The sequence below is a fragment of the Romboutsia weinsteinii genome (assembly GCF_002250835.2).
Taxonomy (GTDB): domain Bacteria; phylum Bacillota; class Clostridia; order Peptostreptococcales; family Peptostreptococcaceae; genus Romboutsia_A; species Romboutsia_A weinsteinii.
The window spans coordinates 1-16,406 of sequence record NZ_NOJY02000034.1 but is presented as its reverse complement, the minus strand read 5'-3'; the positions used below and the strand labels follow the sequence as shown (position 1 = coordinate 16,406).

Sequence of the window (16,406 nt, the reverse complement as noted above, 5' to 3'; positions counted from 1 at the left end):
AAATATAAAGGAGATTTAGCAATTAATGTTAAATCTCCTTTATATTTTTACCTATTCATCATTTTTTATCATTTCTATCATATCAAATTTTTGATATTTTCTAATCGGTTCTATCATACTTAATATATTTATAATTAGTAAACCTGACATACCTAATAGTATTACTCCTAATGGTATCTTTGGAGAAGTTATTAATCCTTGATTAATTAAATACATGAATATATATTTTAATGCAACATAAGATATTGGAATTGCAACCATACATGATATACACCAATTTATTATACCTTCAAAAATTATGCTTTTTATTAAATCTTTTTTATTCATACCTATCGCTATTAATGTTCCAAATTCTTTTTTCCTTGAAAGTATATTAAAACTTCTGCTATTAATTATATTTAATACTATTATCATCATTATTAGACCTAGAAAACTATAAGCAATTATACTCATCCCAATAATAAAACTTCTATTGTAATTAATTTCTTCTTCATAGTCTTCATAGTAATAGCCTAAATCAATATTTGCATAGTCTCTAATCTTCTCAGAGTATTCTTTTCTCTTCTCCTCATTATAAAAGTCAAACCCTAGTGTATGACTTGGAATACTCATTTCGCCATCATTAATAATCATATTTTTATATTCTTCATAAGTTGATTCAGATATAATTATAGTAAATGAATTGTTGCTAATCATTCTATTTGTAGAAATCATGTTATTTCTACTTATAGTCCCCATAACATTTAAACTCATATGTTTACTTTTAATCTTATCTAACAAACTGTCATCGTAATTATTATCGAAAATTTTATAGCTATCATCTAATTCCACAGGATATAACTTTATATTGGTACTAGATTTAAGATTTGTTGCCTTATTTTGAATTATTTTACCATTAAGTTGAATTCTCATTGGGTTTACAAATATTACTCCGTTATTATCAAAACTTTCTAAATTTATATTTTCTCCTTGTATAGAGTCTTTAATTTTATTAAATGAGTCCCCATCATATACTATTATTTGACCATTATGAAATAATGTATTGTCAATTTCATTGTTACGTTGAATATAAGTAGTTTCGAATTGTGTATTAAAGTCGCCAATATTTTCTATCATTATGTCCTTCTGATAAACATCCTCTAAATAAATATCTTTAACAACCTTATTGTTTTTTAACTCTGCTTTTATATCTTTTAATATCTTTCTATTTTCGTCTATATTACTAAGATTTTCTTTTAACCTATAATCCATATCTTGATTTTCTTCGTTTAAATATGAATAAGCGTAAATCTTTGCATCTGTAAATTTCTTATTATCTATAATGCTAGTTCCTTTTAAGAAAGAATATACATATCCAGTAAGTACTATAAATAACACTAACGATATAGATAAGGTAAGCATTGTTAAAATAAACTCTTTGTTGCTTGATCTCAAATTTTTGTAAGCTAATTCACCTTCTACACCTAAGATTTTTCTTATAAATTTATTTTTTCTTGATTTAGCAGTATTGTTTTTACTTGCATAAACACCTTTTATACTATCTAGAGGTGAAGATGTTGATGCTTTGAACGCTGGCCTAATTGTAGATATTATTATCGTAACAAATGTAGCCAGGATTACCCAAACAACAATAGATAATGTAATCCTAGAGTCTATTTCTATAAAATCTAATCCCATATGTCTTTTAACTACCATATTTACTATGATATAAATTCCAATATGACCAATTAATATACCTGGAACTATAGCTAATCCACCTAGAATCAAGGATTCTTTAAATATTATGCCTCTTATTTGAGAAGGAGTAGCTCCTATACACCTTAGTAATCCGATTTGTTTTGACTTCTCTTTAGTTGATGAATTTATTGAGCTATAAATTAATATCACCGTTGATATAAATACTAAAGAGCCTAAGATTATCTGAATTATATTTCTCTGAGTAAAACTGTTTCCATCTATATATTCATCATAGTTATTTAGCAAGAATATATTCGATACTAAATAGCTTATTTTATTTTGATCAAATCCATCTATATCTTCATTATTTGCAATTTGGATATTTAAATCTTTTGCAATTTTTTCTAGTATCTCTATTTTATTAGTCTTTGACTTTAATCTTAAAAAAGCAGTAACTGTTTGATAATCACTCGGATTATTCATGCCTGATAAGCCTACAAGTTCCATTTGTCTTGTATATGGTATCTTAAAAAAACCACTTATTATGTATTCTTTATCTCCTACCTTAAATACATCCCCTAAGGATTTTTCATATTGCACCTTAGCTTTGCGTTCTAAAATAATTTGATTTGAATCCGCTGGAAATTTACCCTCCACAAGGTTTAAGCTATCTTTGTAAGTAGTTGATATTAAATTATCATTTACAGAGTACACATGTACATTTTGAGTACCATTTTTCATAGGCATTTGTTCTTGAGAATCTTTAGCTACTAATGAATAGTCTTTTATCTCAACATTATTCTCTAATATTTTCACTTTATCTGAAGGTAGGTTGTAAAATGTGCCCTCTATATCTCCTTCCATTAGTATACTAGCTTCTATCCTATACTTATTAACAAATACATTGCATTCAACTATTGCTGTAAATAAAACAACTCCAATTATGATTCCTATAAGTGTAAAAGCATTCCTTTTTTTATTTACACGCATCTGCCTTTCCACTATATTTGTATAATTATCCACCTGATATCACCTCATCGTTAGAGATTACTCCGTCCTTTATTGTTATTATCCTGTCAGCCATTCTTGCAATATTTAAATCATGAGTAATCAATATCAATGTCTGATTATATTTTTTCGCACTAAATCTTAAAAGTTCCATAATATCTTTAGATGTTATAGAATCTAGATTACCTGTAGGTTCATCAGCTAATATTATAGATGGTTTATTAGCTAAAGCTCTACCTATAGATACTCTTTGCTGTTGACCTCCCGATAATTGCGATGGTAAGTGGTTCTTTCTATCTTCTAACTGTAATAACTTTATTAATTCCTCCTTATATTTAGAATCCATAACTCCTTTATCTAGAAGTACTGGCATTTCAATATTTTCTTCTACTGATAAAACAGGTATTAAATTAAATGATTGAAATATAAATCCAATATTTCTTCTTCTTAATATAGAAAGTTCTGCTTCATTCATTTTAGTTAATTCTTTTCCATTTATACTTATAGATCCTCTAGTAGCCTTATCTATTCCGCCCACAATATGAAGTAATGTACTCTTTCCCGAACCTGATTTACCTAAAATCACTACAAATTCACCCTTTTTTATTTCTAAATCTATATTCTTAAGAACATCTACTCTGCTTTCACCTTTTCCATAGGACTTGCATATGTTTTTGGCTTCAATTACATTCACACGACTTCCTCCAATTTTTATTCAATATATATATTATCTCTCTACTTTCGCTTATCTAATACTATTCTGATATATATAATACAACCTTTTCATTACTTTTTCATAAATTTCATAATTACTTTTTAGTAATTTTATAATTTATTTATATCAAAAAAAGTACCAATTTTGTAAATCGATACTCTCTCCCCTTTATTTTATAATTTTAATTACCTAATTCTACAACCAACTGATTTTTTCTAACCTAATTTTTCTGTAAGTACCTTTATTACTATAGGTAATATTGTTAAAACTGTTGTAAGCCTTATTAAGTGCAGTAAAGCAACTATATTAGATTGTGCCCCAAAGGACTCTGACATTATAGTCATATCAGTTAAACCACCTGGTGCTGCACTAAATAATGCTGTTTTTAAATCAAGTCCTGTAACTTTATGTATAATAAGACCTAAAATTATACTTAAAGTTGTTAATCCTATTACTAAAACAATAGCTGGGACTATAATTTTTTTCAGTCCTAAAATAGAATCCATGGTAAAGTTTAATCCTATCATAGCTCCTATAACTATTTGTGCTATTATTTTAAAATTAGCTGGAACATACCCTGAACTTGTAAAAATGTTAAATATAGCTACAAAAGCCATAGAACCAATCATCGCTCCAGCTGGTATTTTAAATTTTATTCCTAAGTATCCACCAATTGCACCTACTAATAACGTATAAATTATTCTATCCATCTGTTTGCCTCATCTCTTTTATCTATTTACATATAAGATTATATCTTTACTTATATATATTTTCTATAGATTGAAGCTAACTTCGCTTATCCACATTGTCTTTTAGGTGTTTTTTTAAGTACATCACATACATTTTTATATATTGTATATAATGTGTTCAGTTATCGACAGTTTATTTCCAAAAATAATAGGAGTGATCATAGATCACTCCTATTATAATTAATATATTTAGTTTATACTAATTTACTACATCATTCCTGGCATTCCGCCACCCATACCCGGCATTGGCATGTCATCCTGCGGAAGATCTGCAACAGCAGCTTCTGTAGTTAAGAATACTCCTGCTATAGATGCAGCATTTTGTAAAGCTGTTCTTGTAACCTTAGTTGGGTCAACTATACCAGCTTCTATCATATTTACATACTTCTCGTTTAATGCATCAAATCCTACTTCCGGCTCTGAGTTAACAACGTTTTGTATTATTACAGCACCTTCTAGTCCTGCATTTATCGCTATTTGTCTTAATGGCTCTTCTAAAGATCTTCTAACTATCATAGCACCTATCTTTATTTCTCCATCAAGAGTTTCTATTAATTTATCGATTGCTGGTATAACACTAACTAAAGCTGTACCACCACCAGCTACCATTCCTTCTTCAACACCTGCTCTTGTAGCATTAAGTGCATCTTCTATTCTTAATTTTCTTTCTTTCATTTCAACTTCTGTAGCAGCTCCAACCTTAACAACAGCTACTCCTCCAGAAAGTTTTGCTAATCTTTCCATTAATTTTTCTCTATCAAATTCTGAACTAGTTTGCTCTATTTGATTTTTTATTTGATTAGTTCTATCTTCTATGGCTTTCTTATCTCCATATCCATCAACTATAGTAGTACTTTCTTTTCCTACTTTAACAGAAGACGCTCTACCTAACATAGTTACATTAGCTTCTTTTAATTCATATCCTAATTCCTCAGATATTACTTGACCTCCAGTAAGAGTAGCTATATCTTCAAGCATAGCTTTTCTTCTATCTCCAAATCCTGGTGCTTTAACTGCAACAACTTCAAATGTTCCTCTTAATTTATTAACTACTAATGTAGATAATGCTTCTCCATCAACATCTTCAGCTATTATTAATAATTTTTTTCCTTGTTGAACTATTTGCTCAAGAACTGGTAATATCTCTTGTATGTTAGATATCTTTTTATCTGTTATTAATATATACGGATCATTTAATACTGCTTCCATCTTATCTACATCTGTAACCATATAAGCAGAAACAAATCCTCTATCAAACTGCATACCTTCAACAGTATCCAATTCAGTATGCATAGTTTTAGATTCTTCAACAGTTATAACACCATCTCTACCTACTATTTCCATAGCTTCTGCTATTAGCTTACCTACTTCTTCATCTCCAGCAGATATAGAAGCTATTTGAGATATAGATTCTTTAGTCTCTATAGTTCTTGATTGAGATTTTAATTCTTCAACTGCAATCTCAACTGCTTTTTGTATACCTTTTCTTATAAGTATCGGGTTTGCTCCAGCAGTTACATTTTTTAAACCTTCTCTTATTATAGCTTGAGCAAGGACTGTAGCTGTTGTAGTACCATCTCCTGCAACATCATTAGTTTTAGTAGCAACTTCTTTAACTAATTGAGCACCCATATTTTCAAATCTATCTTCTAATTCTATTTCTTTCGCTATAGTAACACCATCATTAGTTATAAGAGGTGAACCAAACTTTTTATCTAATATAACATTTCTACCTTTAGGCCCTAATGTTACCTTTACTGTATCCGCTAATTTATTTACACCAGCTTCTAGAGCTTTCCTAGTATCTTCTGAGAATTTAATTTCCTTAGCCATCTTTAACCCCTCCTAATTTAAATTATTCAATTACAGCTAATATATCGCTTTGTCTTAATATAGTGTACTCTGTTCCTTCTATCTTAACTTCTGTTCCTGCATATTTTTGGAATATAACTCTATCCCCTACTTTTAACTCCATTACTATCTCTTTTCCTTCTACTATCCCACCTGGTCCAACTTCCACAACTTCAGCCATTTGAGGTTGTTCCTTAGCTGCTCCTGGTAATACTATACCACTTGCAGTCTTTTCTTCAGCTTCAACTTTCTTAATAACTACTCTGTCAGCTAATGGTCTTATCTTCATAACTTTTCCCTCCTAAATGAATTTGTATTTGTAGAAATAAATATCTCTATTTTTAATTTTATGTTTATTATCTTTTTTATTTTTATCACTCTATTAATAAGAGTGCTAACAATTATTATGATATACCAAACATTCCTAAGTTTCAATAGTTTTTAGTAAAAATTTCATTACAAATATCACCATAATTCCCCATTTTTTTATAGTATTGGAGAAAATAATCTAGCTATAGATTCTTTTGATTTTTGTAGAATACTTCTATTTTCAAATTCATCCATATCAAGCTCTTCACAGTTGCTTATATCGGTAAAGAAATCCTCTGTCATTGTTTTTATTACTTCTTTATCATAAATAAATGCATTTATCTCAAAATTGAGCATAAAACTTCTCAAATCCATATTAGCTGACCCTGTAGAGGATATAGTATCATCTATTATAACTATCTTTGAATGTATGAATCCTTTTGTATATAAGTACACCTTTCCTCCAGCTCTTAATATATCTCCAAAATAAGAATACGATGCTGTGTTAACTATTTTATGATCAGCTATCTTAGGAAATATAATTCTTACATCTACTCCACTCAAAGCTGCACTTTTTAAAGCTCTAAGTATACTCTCATCAGGTATAAAATAAGGCGTTTCTATATATATACTTTTTTTGGCTTGGCATATAGCAGAGAAATATGCATAGTGTATTGCTTCCCAGTCACTATCAGGTCCACTTGCTACAACCTGTATCATACTGTCGCCTATTCTATCTATTTTTGGAAAATATCTTTCAAATAAAACTACCTCTCTAGTACTATAGTACCAATCTATTAAAAAAATCATCTGTAACATATAAACAGAGGTTCCCTCTATTCTTATATGCGTATCTCTCCAGTATCCAAATTTTTTATTCTTACCTAGATACTCATCACCTATATTTACTCCACCTGTATATCCTATTTTCCCATCTATAACCGCTATTTTACGATGATTTCTATAATTGATTTTCCCACCTATTATAGGTATTTTTGCTGGTAAAAATGGTGCTATCTCAATATTATGAGATCTCATTTTTTTAAAGAATTTTCTATTAAACCAAAACCTCCAGCATCCTACATCATCATATATAATTCTTACATGGACGCCCTCTTTAGATTTTTTTATTAATAATTCTTGTATTTTTCTTCCTATATCACTATTCTTTATTATAAAATACTCTAAGTGTACATGATCTTTTGCCTGCTGTATATCTTCTATAAGCCTCTCAAATTTCTCATTACCATCTACAAACACATCTACTTTATTATTAGTTGTAAATGGAAACATACCTGTATTTAGTAATAAACTAATTACTCTTCTTTTCGCATTATCTTCTTCATTATCATGCAATAAATTACTTTGTTTTATAAACTCTTGTTCTACTCTGACTAATTCTTCTATCTCATCTAGATTACAAAACAACTTCTCTTCTTTTATATCCGTTGCCATCTTCTGAGTTTTATTTATTTTTCTCTTTCTTAGGTTTCTTCCAAAAATCGCATATACTATCAGTCCAAACCCTGGTAGCAATATAAATATTAATAACCAAGTCATAGTTTTTGCGGGATCACGATTTTCAAGTAATATAGTCATCGAAACTATAGCTGCAACAATATATGATATAACTAAACAGCTTAAAAATAATACACCTATAATATTCATATTAAATCCCCTTCTTTAATAATAAGGATTTTTATAAAATCCAAATGATTACCTCGAGTACTACATTGGCAATTTAAGTACTATATTTTATCTACCTATTCCTAATTCTCTAGCATAGTAGAATAAGTATTGTTGTGCAAATCCTGATAAATCCCCAAATTTATCTATTGCATAAGTTCTTATTTTAGGTAAACTCATATCTTCTGCCACATAAAATTCTTGCATAACTCTTTTTACCCATACATCAACCGGGAATGTATCATATTTTCTCATTCCAAATAAAGCTATACAGTCAGCTACTTTAGGACCCACTCCATTAAACTTTGTTAACTCTTTTATACAAGTATTTGTATCTAATCCAGTATACTTGCGTACATCATCATTATTAGACACGACTGCCTCTGTAGTACTTTTTATGTATTTATCCCTAAATCCGGTTTGACAAGCCCTTATCTCCTCTTGTGTAGCCTTATTTAGCTGTTCTGGTGTAGGAAATGAATAATAATCTTTCCCTTCATATTCTCCAATAAAATCACCAAAGTTTCTAGATAAATTTTCTATAGCTTTTTGTATCATTGGTATTCTATTATTAGATGATATTATAAAAGATATAAGCATCTCCCAACCATCTTGTTCTAGTATTCTTATACCCCATCCAAAATCTGTTGCCTTATCTAAATATTCATCCATCTTTTTTAAAGTGTCTTTTATATCGGTATAATTTACTCCTAAATTAAAATAATTAAACCAAATATTATTAAACTCCTCTAAATTAGTGTTATTTAAATAAACTTTATCATCTTCTCTTAATACATTCAGTATTTTTCCCATAGCAACACCTGTATAAGAACCATTTTCTTGTCTATGCCATCTAAAACATTGGCCACATTCAAATATATGCTTCGGATCGAAATTTTCTACACCTTCTAATACAACAGCATTATTTTCTTCGTATATTTTCATAAGTTAAATCTCCTTTTTATGTTTTTTATATTGATATCTAATACCATTAATTTACCCATATCTTTCATAAAGTAAATTATTTTTTCACCTATACAAATTTAATTTCAAATGTCTAGAGTAGAATTTTAATTTTTTTTTTGATAGAATACTAAAGACATTATTTTTTAGAAGGTGAATTTATATGAACGATAGAGGAATATTTATTGCTATAGAAGGACCTATAGGAGTAGGAAAGACTACTCTAGCAACTATACTTAACCAACACTTTAATTATACTCTTCTTAGAGAGATAGTTGAAGAGAATCCTTTTTTATCAAAATTTTATACAGATATAAAGGAATATGCTTTACAAACAGAAGCATTTTTTCTATTTAATAGGATAAAACAATTAGAAGATATCGAGAAATATACATTAAGCAAATCTCAAAATGTAGTAAGTGATTATCATATAGTAAAAAATCTTATATTTGCCGGATTAACCCTTGATAATATGCAGTTTCATAGATATAAACAAATGTATAACACTTTTGTAACGGATTTGCCTCAGCCAGATATCATAGTGTACTTAAATTCTGACACAGATGTTTTAATGAGAAGAATAGCTATGAGGGATAGAAGTTTTGAAAGACAAATGGATAGAAATTATATCCATGAATTAAGCTTAGAATATAAATATTATTTTAACCCTTTATCTATAAAGCATAATTTTATGGGTAAAGAGCCTATTATTATTGAGATAGATAATTCAAATTTAGATTTCTTAAATAACGAAAATGATAGACAATTTATAATCAACAAGATAGAAGAAGCAATGACAAGCTTAGGAGGACAACATAATGTTTAAATTAGTAAATCAATGTAATAAGCCTCTAAATAGAGATTTATTTATTACAGTAGCTGGTAATGTTGGTGCTGGAAAGTCAACATTAACAAAATTAGTAGGCGAGAGACTTGGCTTTGAAACTCACTACGAAAAAGTAGATGGTAACCCATATTTAGAAGATTTTTATTTAGATCAAGAAAAATGGGGCTTCCACTTACAATTATATTTCTTAGCTCAAAGATTTAAGCAACAAAAAGAAATAGATAGTAACGGATTAAATAATATACAAGATAGAAGTATCTATGAAGATGTTGAAATCTTTGCAAGAAACTTATTCGACAATAATAAAATGTCTAAAAGAGACTATATAACTTATAGAGACTTATTTAATGATATGGTACCTCACTTAAGAAGACCTGACCTTATGATTTATTTAGATGGTTCTATAGACACTATAATAAGCAGAATTAACCTTAGAGGCCGTGAAATGGAAAAGGCTGTTGATTTAGAGTACTGGACAAATCTACACAATAGATACGAAAAATGGATAAGTGAATATGATCAATCACCTGTTTTATATGTAAACATAAATGAAATAGATCTAATTCAAAATCCTGAACATCTTGATTTAATATGTGATGAAATAAAAAAAATCTTAGGAATGTAATTTCCTAAGATTTTTTATTTATAATAAGATACCGATAAGTACTACCGCAGATATAATTTGTACAGTACCTATAAATAGACCATATAATGAAACTGACTTTCCTTGTTTAATCAAATCCTTAAGATTCACCCTTAGGCCGATTCCAGCCAAGGCTATTAATTCGAATTTATTACTTAAAGCTTTACACATTAAAGATAAATTCATAGGTATAATATTTAATGTAAATAAAGCACAAGTTATAAAGAATCCAATTACATACCACGGAACTTTTACCTTCCCTTTTTTTACATCTTCAGTTTCTTCTTCTAATATTTCACTATTAGACTTATGTTTTAAATGACCAAAAGTAAATACAACAACTACCAGTAGTATTACACGTACTATTTTAAATAGCATAGATAAATCTTTTACTGGTTCACTAACCATTGCACCACTAGCCACAACTTGACCTACTGACTGTAATATACCACCTATTAGCCCTGATGTTTTTATAAGATCATGATTGTATAGAACTTGTGCTAGCATTGGAAGTATAAACATTAAAAATATTCCTGTTACATTTACTATAGTTATTACAATTCCTTTTTCTTTATCATCTGCATTAATTACTGGAGCTGTTGCCGCTACAGCAGATGATCCACATACAGCATTACCACTAGCCATTAAATATCTAAAATTGTCACTGAATCCTAATTTTTTACCTATATATAAGGCAGCTACAATTGTTATACTCATTTGTAAAACTATGAATAATATCCCTGCAACCCCAAGCTCTGATAATGTAGAAATGCTCAATGTTGCACCTAATAGTACTATTGAATATGATAGCAAGTCTGTTTCTGAAAATTTATATCCCTTTTGAAAAATTTCTTGATTCAAAAATACATTACCTATGAACATACCTAAAAATATTGCTATAGATGCAGCACCTAGCTTAGGAATAAATCTTGCTATAAACATGCTTGCCATAGCCACTAGTACAGCAACTATCAAACCTGGTAATATACCTTTTATATAACTTTTGCTTGAGCTTAATGTGCCTTTAGTCATAATATTAATGTCCTTTCCTTAGTTGCTTAATTTTTTATATAAATATAGTATATATATTGCGCATCCATAAGTAAAATTGATATATTTTATAATAATCATTAGTAATATTGATAATTATAAAATATAATATAAATATAACTTATAATAGGAGGTAAGCAATTTTGTTAGAAGAATTAAAAACATTTATAGCAGTAGTAGAATATAAGAACTTTACCAAAGCAGGCTTGCACCTTAATTTATCTCAACCAAGCGTTAGTACCCATATTAAAAATCTCGAAAATCATTTTGGCGTTATCCTTATCGATAGATCAATTAAACAAAAAACTATTTTTATAACTGAAAGCGGGTATATTTTATATAAAAGAGCTAAAGAGATAGTTCATTTATTAGATGTTGCCTATCAAGAAGTACGTCATGTTTCAGACAGTATAAAGGGACATCTTAAAGTAGGTGCTAGTTTAACTATTGGTGAATATATTTTACCCAAGTTCTTATCAATATTTTCAGAAAAATATCCAGATATAGAAGTCGAATTATTTATTGAGAATACATCTACAGTTTGCTCAAAGTTATCCAACCTTATCCTAGATATGGGTTTAATTGAAGGGACAATATCATCATTTAATTTTGAACAAAATTATTTTTTAAAAGATAAAATGGTATTGGCTACACCTTATAATTCAAATTTATTAAATGGAGATTTTTCTGTTGCTAAGCTTCAAAATCAAACTTGGATAGCTAGAGAGGCCGGATCTGGTACTAGAGAATCTCTTAATCTATTTCTAAATGCTAACGAAATTATTCCAAAGCATATTATGGTATTAGGTAGTAATTATGCTGTTAAGGAAGCTGTAAGAAATAATTTAGGAATTACTGTAATCTCTAGCTTAATAACATCTCCATCTGTAGAAAATAATGAACTATCTACAATAGAACTTGATGATATTTATAATCGTCACTTCTCATGCATAACACCTAAAAATATAACTTTATCAAAAGTATGCCAGGTATTTATAGAAGAACTAAAAGAATATACTTTGACTCTTTAGTAATAAAATATATAAAAATAGCCTCCTATAATAAATAATATTATTTATTATAGGAGGCTTAATTCTAATTACATCCCTAATTCTTTAAATTCTCTACTTCCTGGTTTAACTAAATCTAATTCTCCTGCTTTACATAATGGACATGAATCAGCATCATGAACTTGTATTTCCAGTTTTATAGCACTGTATATAGGCATCCCTATATCGTCGTTAGTTCTGTTAGCTATACAAGCAACACCTATAACTTCTCCACCTAACGCTTCTAAAGCTTTCTTTGTTTCTATAGTTGATTTACCAGTTGTAACAACATCTTCTGCTATTATTATTTTAGCCCCTGGCTTAACTTCGAACCCTCTTCTAAGCTCCATTACTCCATCTTTTCTTTCAGTGAATACTGTTTCTTTTCCTAATTGCCTTCCTAGTTCATAAGAAACTATTACTCCACCCATAGCTGGTCCAACTACTAAATCTATATCTAAATCTTTTATTTGTTCAACTACTGTACTTAATACTTGAGCAGCATATTCTGGGAATCTTAATACCTTTGCACATTGTACATATCTATTACTGTGCTTTCCTGAAGATAATAAAAAATGTCCTTCTAATAATGCATCACTTTTCTTTAATATTTCTACTACATCTACCTTACTCATAATAATGTCCTCCAAATTTTATAAATTATATATTATCCTAATTTTTATTCTATCTACTTTATTCAGCTTATATCAGCCTTCTGCAATGCTATAATATCCCTCTTATTTCATCTAAGCTTTTTATTCCTTCTCTAATCATAAAAGCTTCTATTCCATCTATTATTTCAAGACCTATTTTAGGATTTATAAAGTTGGCTGTACCAACCTGGATACAAGTAGATCCTGCCATTATAAATTCTATAGCATCATTTGCTGTTGTTATTCCACCCATACCCATAACTGGTATATTTACATTTTTACAAACTTCATGCACCATTCTAAGAGCTATAGGTTTTATTGCCGGACCTGATAATCCTGCATATACATTTTCAAATACAGGCTTTCTCTTATTTATGTCTATTGCCATTGCTTTAAATGTATTTACTAAAGATACACCATCAGCACCTTCTTCTTCACATACTTGTGCCATACCTATTATGTCTTCTGCATTTGGTGATAATTTTATTACAAGAGGTAAGTCAGTAACTGCTCTTACTTCTCTTACTACTTCTCTCGCCACTTCATTTTTTATACCGAAAGCCATACCTCCAGCTTTAACATTTGGACAAGATATGTTAAGTTCTATCATATCTATTGGTTGATTGTTTAGAAGCTTCACACCTTGTATATAATCATCTAATGTTCCACCACCAACATTAGCTATTCTTACTAAATCTAAATCTTTAAAGAATTGTAATTCATTTTCTATAAATCCTTGCACTCCAGGATTCTCAAGACCAACACTGTTCATCATTCCTGATGGAGTTTCACACACTCTCATACCGTTGTTTCCAGGTCTTGCATTTAAAGTTAGACCTTTACTACTTACTCCACCTAGTTTTTGTATATCATAAATTTCATTGTACTCTTTTCCAAATCCAAATGTTCCTGACGCCATAACAAGTGGATTTTTAAAGTCTATATTTCCAAATTTCACATTTAAATTAGCCATTGAATATTACGTCCTCTCCCCAGAATACTGGACCATCTTTACAAGTTTTTTTATTTCCAAATGCAGTTTTGCAAGTACATACTAAACACGCACCTACCCCACATGCCATGTGATTTTCTAAAGATACCATTATCTTCGTATTAGTTCCTTCTACCATTTTAACTAACTTTTCCATCATCGGTGTTGGTCCACAAGTTAATATATAATCATACTTTTCTACATCTAATATATCTGTTACGAAAGTATTTCCTGTAGCTATATGTACTTCATTACAAAGTGCCTTGTACTCATCTTCAAGTATGGCTTCATTTCTAAATCCAAGGTATGCATCACAGTTTTCTATGTTCTTGGCAACTAAGTATAAAGGCGCTACACCTATTCCCCCACCTACTAAAGCTACCTTTCCTTCAACCTTCTCATATCCGTTTCCATAAGGTCCTTCTAGCTTTATCGTTTCATTTTCTTTTACTCTACTTAATATTTGAGTTCCTTCACCAAATACTTTGTATAAGAAAGTTATACTATTTTCATCTATATCATGTATACTTATAGGTCTTGATAATAGTGGAAACATATCCCATGCTCTTAGCATATAGAATTGTCCCATTTCACCTTCAAATTTACCTTCAACCTTCATAAGATACATATCTTCCCCTACATATCTATTTTCTAGAACCTTATACATTACATATCCCCCTCTGATTTGTAAGCTACTTTTCCGTCTCTTATTGTCATAAGTACCTTACCTATAATTTTTTGTCCATTGAATGGGTTATTCTTTCCTTTAGATACAAAACTGTTTGTATCTATAAAATCTTCTGTATTTTCATCTATTAATACTAAATCCGCTCTAAGTCCTTCTTCAACTAAACCTTGATTTAATTCTAAAAGCTTTGCTGGATTATAACTCATCATTTCACTTAGTTTGTTTAATGATATATTATTTTCCTTAAATACTTTATTAACCATTTGGAAAGCTACTTCTATATTTGATATTCCAGGTGCTCCACCTTCTTTATCTTCGGCAGTATGAGGTGCATGGTCAGTCCCTATCATATCTATATGACCATCTTTAATACCTTGTATCAATGCTTTCATATCCTCTTCTTCTGCAAATGGTGGGTTTACTCTATATTCTAATCCATATCCAAATATATGGTGTGGACCTACTTCACAAGTGAACTTAAGGCCTTTATTTTTATATTTTTTAATTTCTTCTAAAGTAGATTCTAAACTTATATGGCATATATGTAAGTTTCCATCTATTTCTTCTAATATTTTTAAATCTCTTTCTACTATTTCGAATTCTGGTTGACAATGAGTTAATACCTTGAAGTCTAGTTCTTTAGATAACTTAAAAGCTTCTTTTAATATTTCTTCATTAAATAATGTATAGCCATCATCTGAGAATAGATCCGTATACTTTCTCATAGAAGGTATATCTATGATTTCTTCTCCATCTAATTCTTTTGTAATAGCACAAACTTGCTTTATATCACATAAGTCTAATTCTTTAGCTTTGTTGAGCACATACTCCATTACGTCCTTATTATCACAAACAGGCTTAGTATTTGCCATAGGACATAATACTGTAAATCCACCTTTTAAAGCTGCTCTTTGACCTGTCTCTAGATCTTCTTTTTGTGTTAGTCCCGGATCTCTTAAGTGTGTATGTAAATCTATAAACGATGGCATTAACACTTTTTTATTACCATCTATAATTCTTATATTTGAATCTTCAAGATTTATATTATCTTCTATTTTATTTATTTTTCCATCTATTATTAAAACATCGCTGTTTATATCCTTATTTGCATCTACAACTCTAACGTTTCTTACTAATATATTATTCATTGATATCCACCCCTAAAAGTTTCATTATTAATGCCATTCTTACAAACATTCCATATTTAGCTTGCTTGAAGTATACAGCTCTATCGTCACAATCTACATCTACATCAATTTCATTTACCCTTGGTAGTGGATGCATAATTAACATATCTTTTGAAGCATTTCGCATCTTAGATTTATTTAGAATATAGCAATCCTTTAATCTTTCATATTCAGCTTTATCTTCAAATCTTTCTGATTGTACTCTAGTCATATATAGTACGTCTAATCCGCCTATAACTTCATCTAAGTTGCTAGTTTCATAGTATGCATGGCCTTCTATACTCTTTTTTATATAGTCTGGCATTTTTAATTCATCTGGTGCTATAAATACAAATTTTAC

The 16,406-nt window shown here is 29.4% G+C and carries 15 protein-coding genes and 1 pseudogene; 3 read left to right on the top strand and 13 right to left on the bottom strand.

Going from position 1 to position 16,406, the window contains the following annotated elements; all coding sequences use genetic code 11:
• Positions 1-51: 51 nt before the first annotated feature.
• The 7 genes from CHL78_RS14780 to CHL78_RS14750 form a co-directional block, all read right to left on the bottom strand.
• Complete coding sequence (locus CHL78_RS14780) at positions 52-2,700, bottom strand: ABC transporter permease (RefSeq protein WP_094367295.1); 2,649 nt, start codon at positions 2,698-2,700, stop codon at positions 52-54.
• Positions 2,693-3,379 carry an ABC transporter ATP-binding protein gene (locus tag CHL78_RS14775; protein WP_094367296.1) on the bottom strand — a complete coding sequence of 229 codons (687 nt, stop codon included), beginning with the start codon at positions 3,377-3,379 and terminating at the stop codon, positions 2,693-2,695. Before CHL78_RS14775 ends, CHL78_RS14780 begins: the two co-directional genes overlap by 8 nt.
• Before the next feature lie 236 nt (positions 3,380-3,615).
• Positions 3,616-4,110: an AbrB family transcriptional regulator gene (locus CHL78_RS14770; protein WP_094367297.1), complete on the bottom strand. Its 495-nt coding sequence runs from the start codon at positions 4,108-4,110 to the stop codon at positions 3,616-3,618.
• A 246-nt stretch (positions 4,111-4,356) separates the two neighbouring features.
• The gene (gene groL / locus CHL78_RS14765) at positions 4,357-5,982 is read right to left on the bottom strand and encodes a chaperonin GroEL (protein ID WP_094367298.1); all 1,626 of its coding nucleotides are present in this window, start codon (positions 5,980-5,982) and stop codon (positions 4,357-4,359) included.
• A gap of 22 nt (positions 5,983-6,004) precedes the next feature.
• The gene (gene groES, locus CHL78_RS14760; RefSeq protein ID WP_094367299.1) at positions 6,005-6,289 is read right to left on the bottom strand and encodes a co-chaperone GroES; all 285 of its coding nucleotides are present in this window, start codon (positions 6,287-6,289) and stop codon (positions 6,005-6,007) included.
• A 197-nt stretch (positions 6,290-6,486) separates the two neighbouring features.
• Positions 6,487-7,977, bottom strand: a complete 1,491-nt coding sequence (gene cls, locus CHL78_RS14755; RefSeq protein WP_094367300.1) for a cardiolipin synthase — start codon at positions 7,975-7,977, stop codon at positions 6,487-6,489.
• Positions 7,978-8,064: 87 nt separating this feature from the next.
• On the bottom strand, positions 8,065-8,940 hold the full coding sequence (locus CHL78_RS14750) for a DNA-3-methyladenine glycosylase family protein (protein ID WP_094367301.1): 876 nt from the start codon (positions 8,938-8,940) through the stop codon (positions 8,065-8,067).
• A gap of 181 nt (positions 8,941-9,121) precedes the next feature.
• On the opposite strand from CHL78_RS14750, the gene CHL78_RS14745 reads away from it, so the two are divergent.
• The gene (locus CHL78_RS14745; protein ID WP_094367302.1) at positions 9,122-9,784 is read left to right on the top strand and encodes a deoxynucleoside kinase; all 663 of its coding nucleotides are present in this window, start codon (positions 9,122-9,124) and stop codon (positions 9,782-9,784) included.
• Complete coding sequence (locus CHL78_RS14740; protein ID WP_094367303.1) at positions 9,777-10,430, top strand: deoxynucleoside kinase; 654 nt, start codon at positions 9,777-9,779, stop codon at positions 10,428-10,430. Before CHL78_RS14745 ends, CHL78_RS14740 begins: the two co-directional genes overlap by 8 nt.
• 18 nt (positions 10,431-10,448) lie before the next feature.
• Here the strand turns inward: CHL78_RS14740 and CHL78_RS14735 are convergent, their stop codons facing one another.
• The gene (locus CHL78_RS14735; RefSeq protein ID WP_094367304.1) at positions 10,449-11,480 is read right to left on the bottom strand and encodes a YeiH family protein; all 1,032 of its coding nucleotides are present in this window, start codon (positions 11,478-11,480) and stop codon (positions 10,449-10,451) included.
• A gap of 161 nt (positions 11,481-11,641) precedes the next feature.
• On the opposite strand from CHL78_RS14735, the gene CHL78_RS14730 reads away from it, so the two are divergent.
• Positions 11,642-12,529: a LysR substrate-binding domain-containing protein gene (locus CHL78_RS14730; protein WP_094367305.1), complete on the top strand. Its 888-nt coding sequence runs from the start codon at positions 11,642-11,644 to the stop codon at positions 12,527-12,529.
• Positions 12,530-12,597: 68 nt separating this feature from the next.
• On the opposite strand, the gene pyrE is transcribed toward CHL78_RS14730, so the two are convergent.
• From pyrE to CHL78_RS14705, 5 genes and pseudogenes are all read right to left on the bottom strand, one after another.
• A complete protein-coding gene (pyrE, locus tag CHL78_RS14725) occupies positions 12,598-13,182 on the bottom strand; it encodes an orotate phosphoribosyltransferase (protein ID WP_094367306.1) in 585 nt (194 codons plus the stop codon).
• A gap of 88 nt (positions 13,183-13,270) precedes the next feature.
• Positions 13,271-14,173 carry a dihydroorotate dehydrogenase gene (locus CHL78_RS14720; protein ID WP_094367307.1) on the bottom strand — a complete coding sequence of 301 codons (903 nt, stop codon included), beginning with the start codon at positions 14,171-14,173 and terminating at the stop codon, positions 13,271-13,273.
• On the bottom strand, positions 14,166-14,858 hold the full coding sequence (locus CHL78_RS14715) for a dihydroorotate dehydrogenase electron transfer subunit (protein WP_094367308.1): 693 nt from the start codon (positions 14,856-14,858) through the stop codon (positions 14,166-14,168). Before CHL78_RS14715 ends, CHL78_RS14720 begins: the two co-directional genes overlap by 8 nt.
• A complete protein-coding gene (locus CHL78_RS14710; RefSeq protein ID WP_094367309.1) occupies positions 14,858-16,027 on the bottom strand; it encodes a dihydroorotase in 1,170 nt (389 codons plus the stop codon). Before CHL78_RS14710 ends, CHL78_RS14715 begins: the two co-directional genes overlap by 1 nt.
• A pseudogene (locus tag CHL78_RS14705) lies at positions 16,020-16,406 on the bottom strand (aspartate carbamoyltransferase); the annotation flags it as partial. The gene CHL78_RS14710 and the pseudogene CHL78_RS14705, both read right to left, overlap by 8 nt.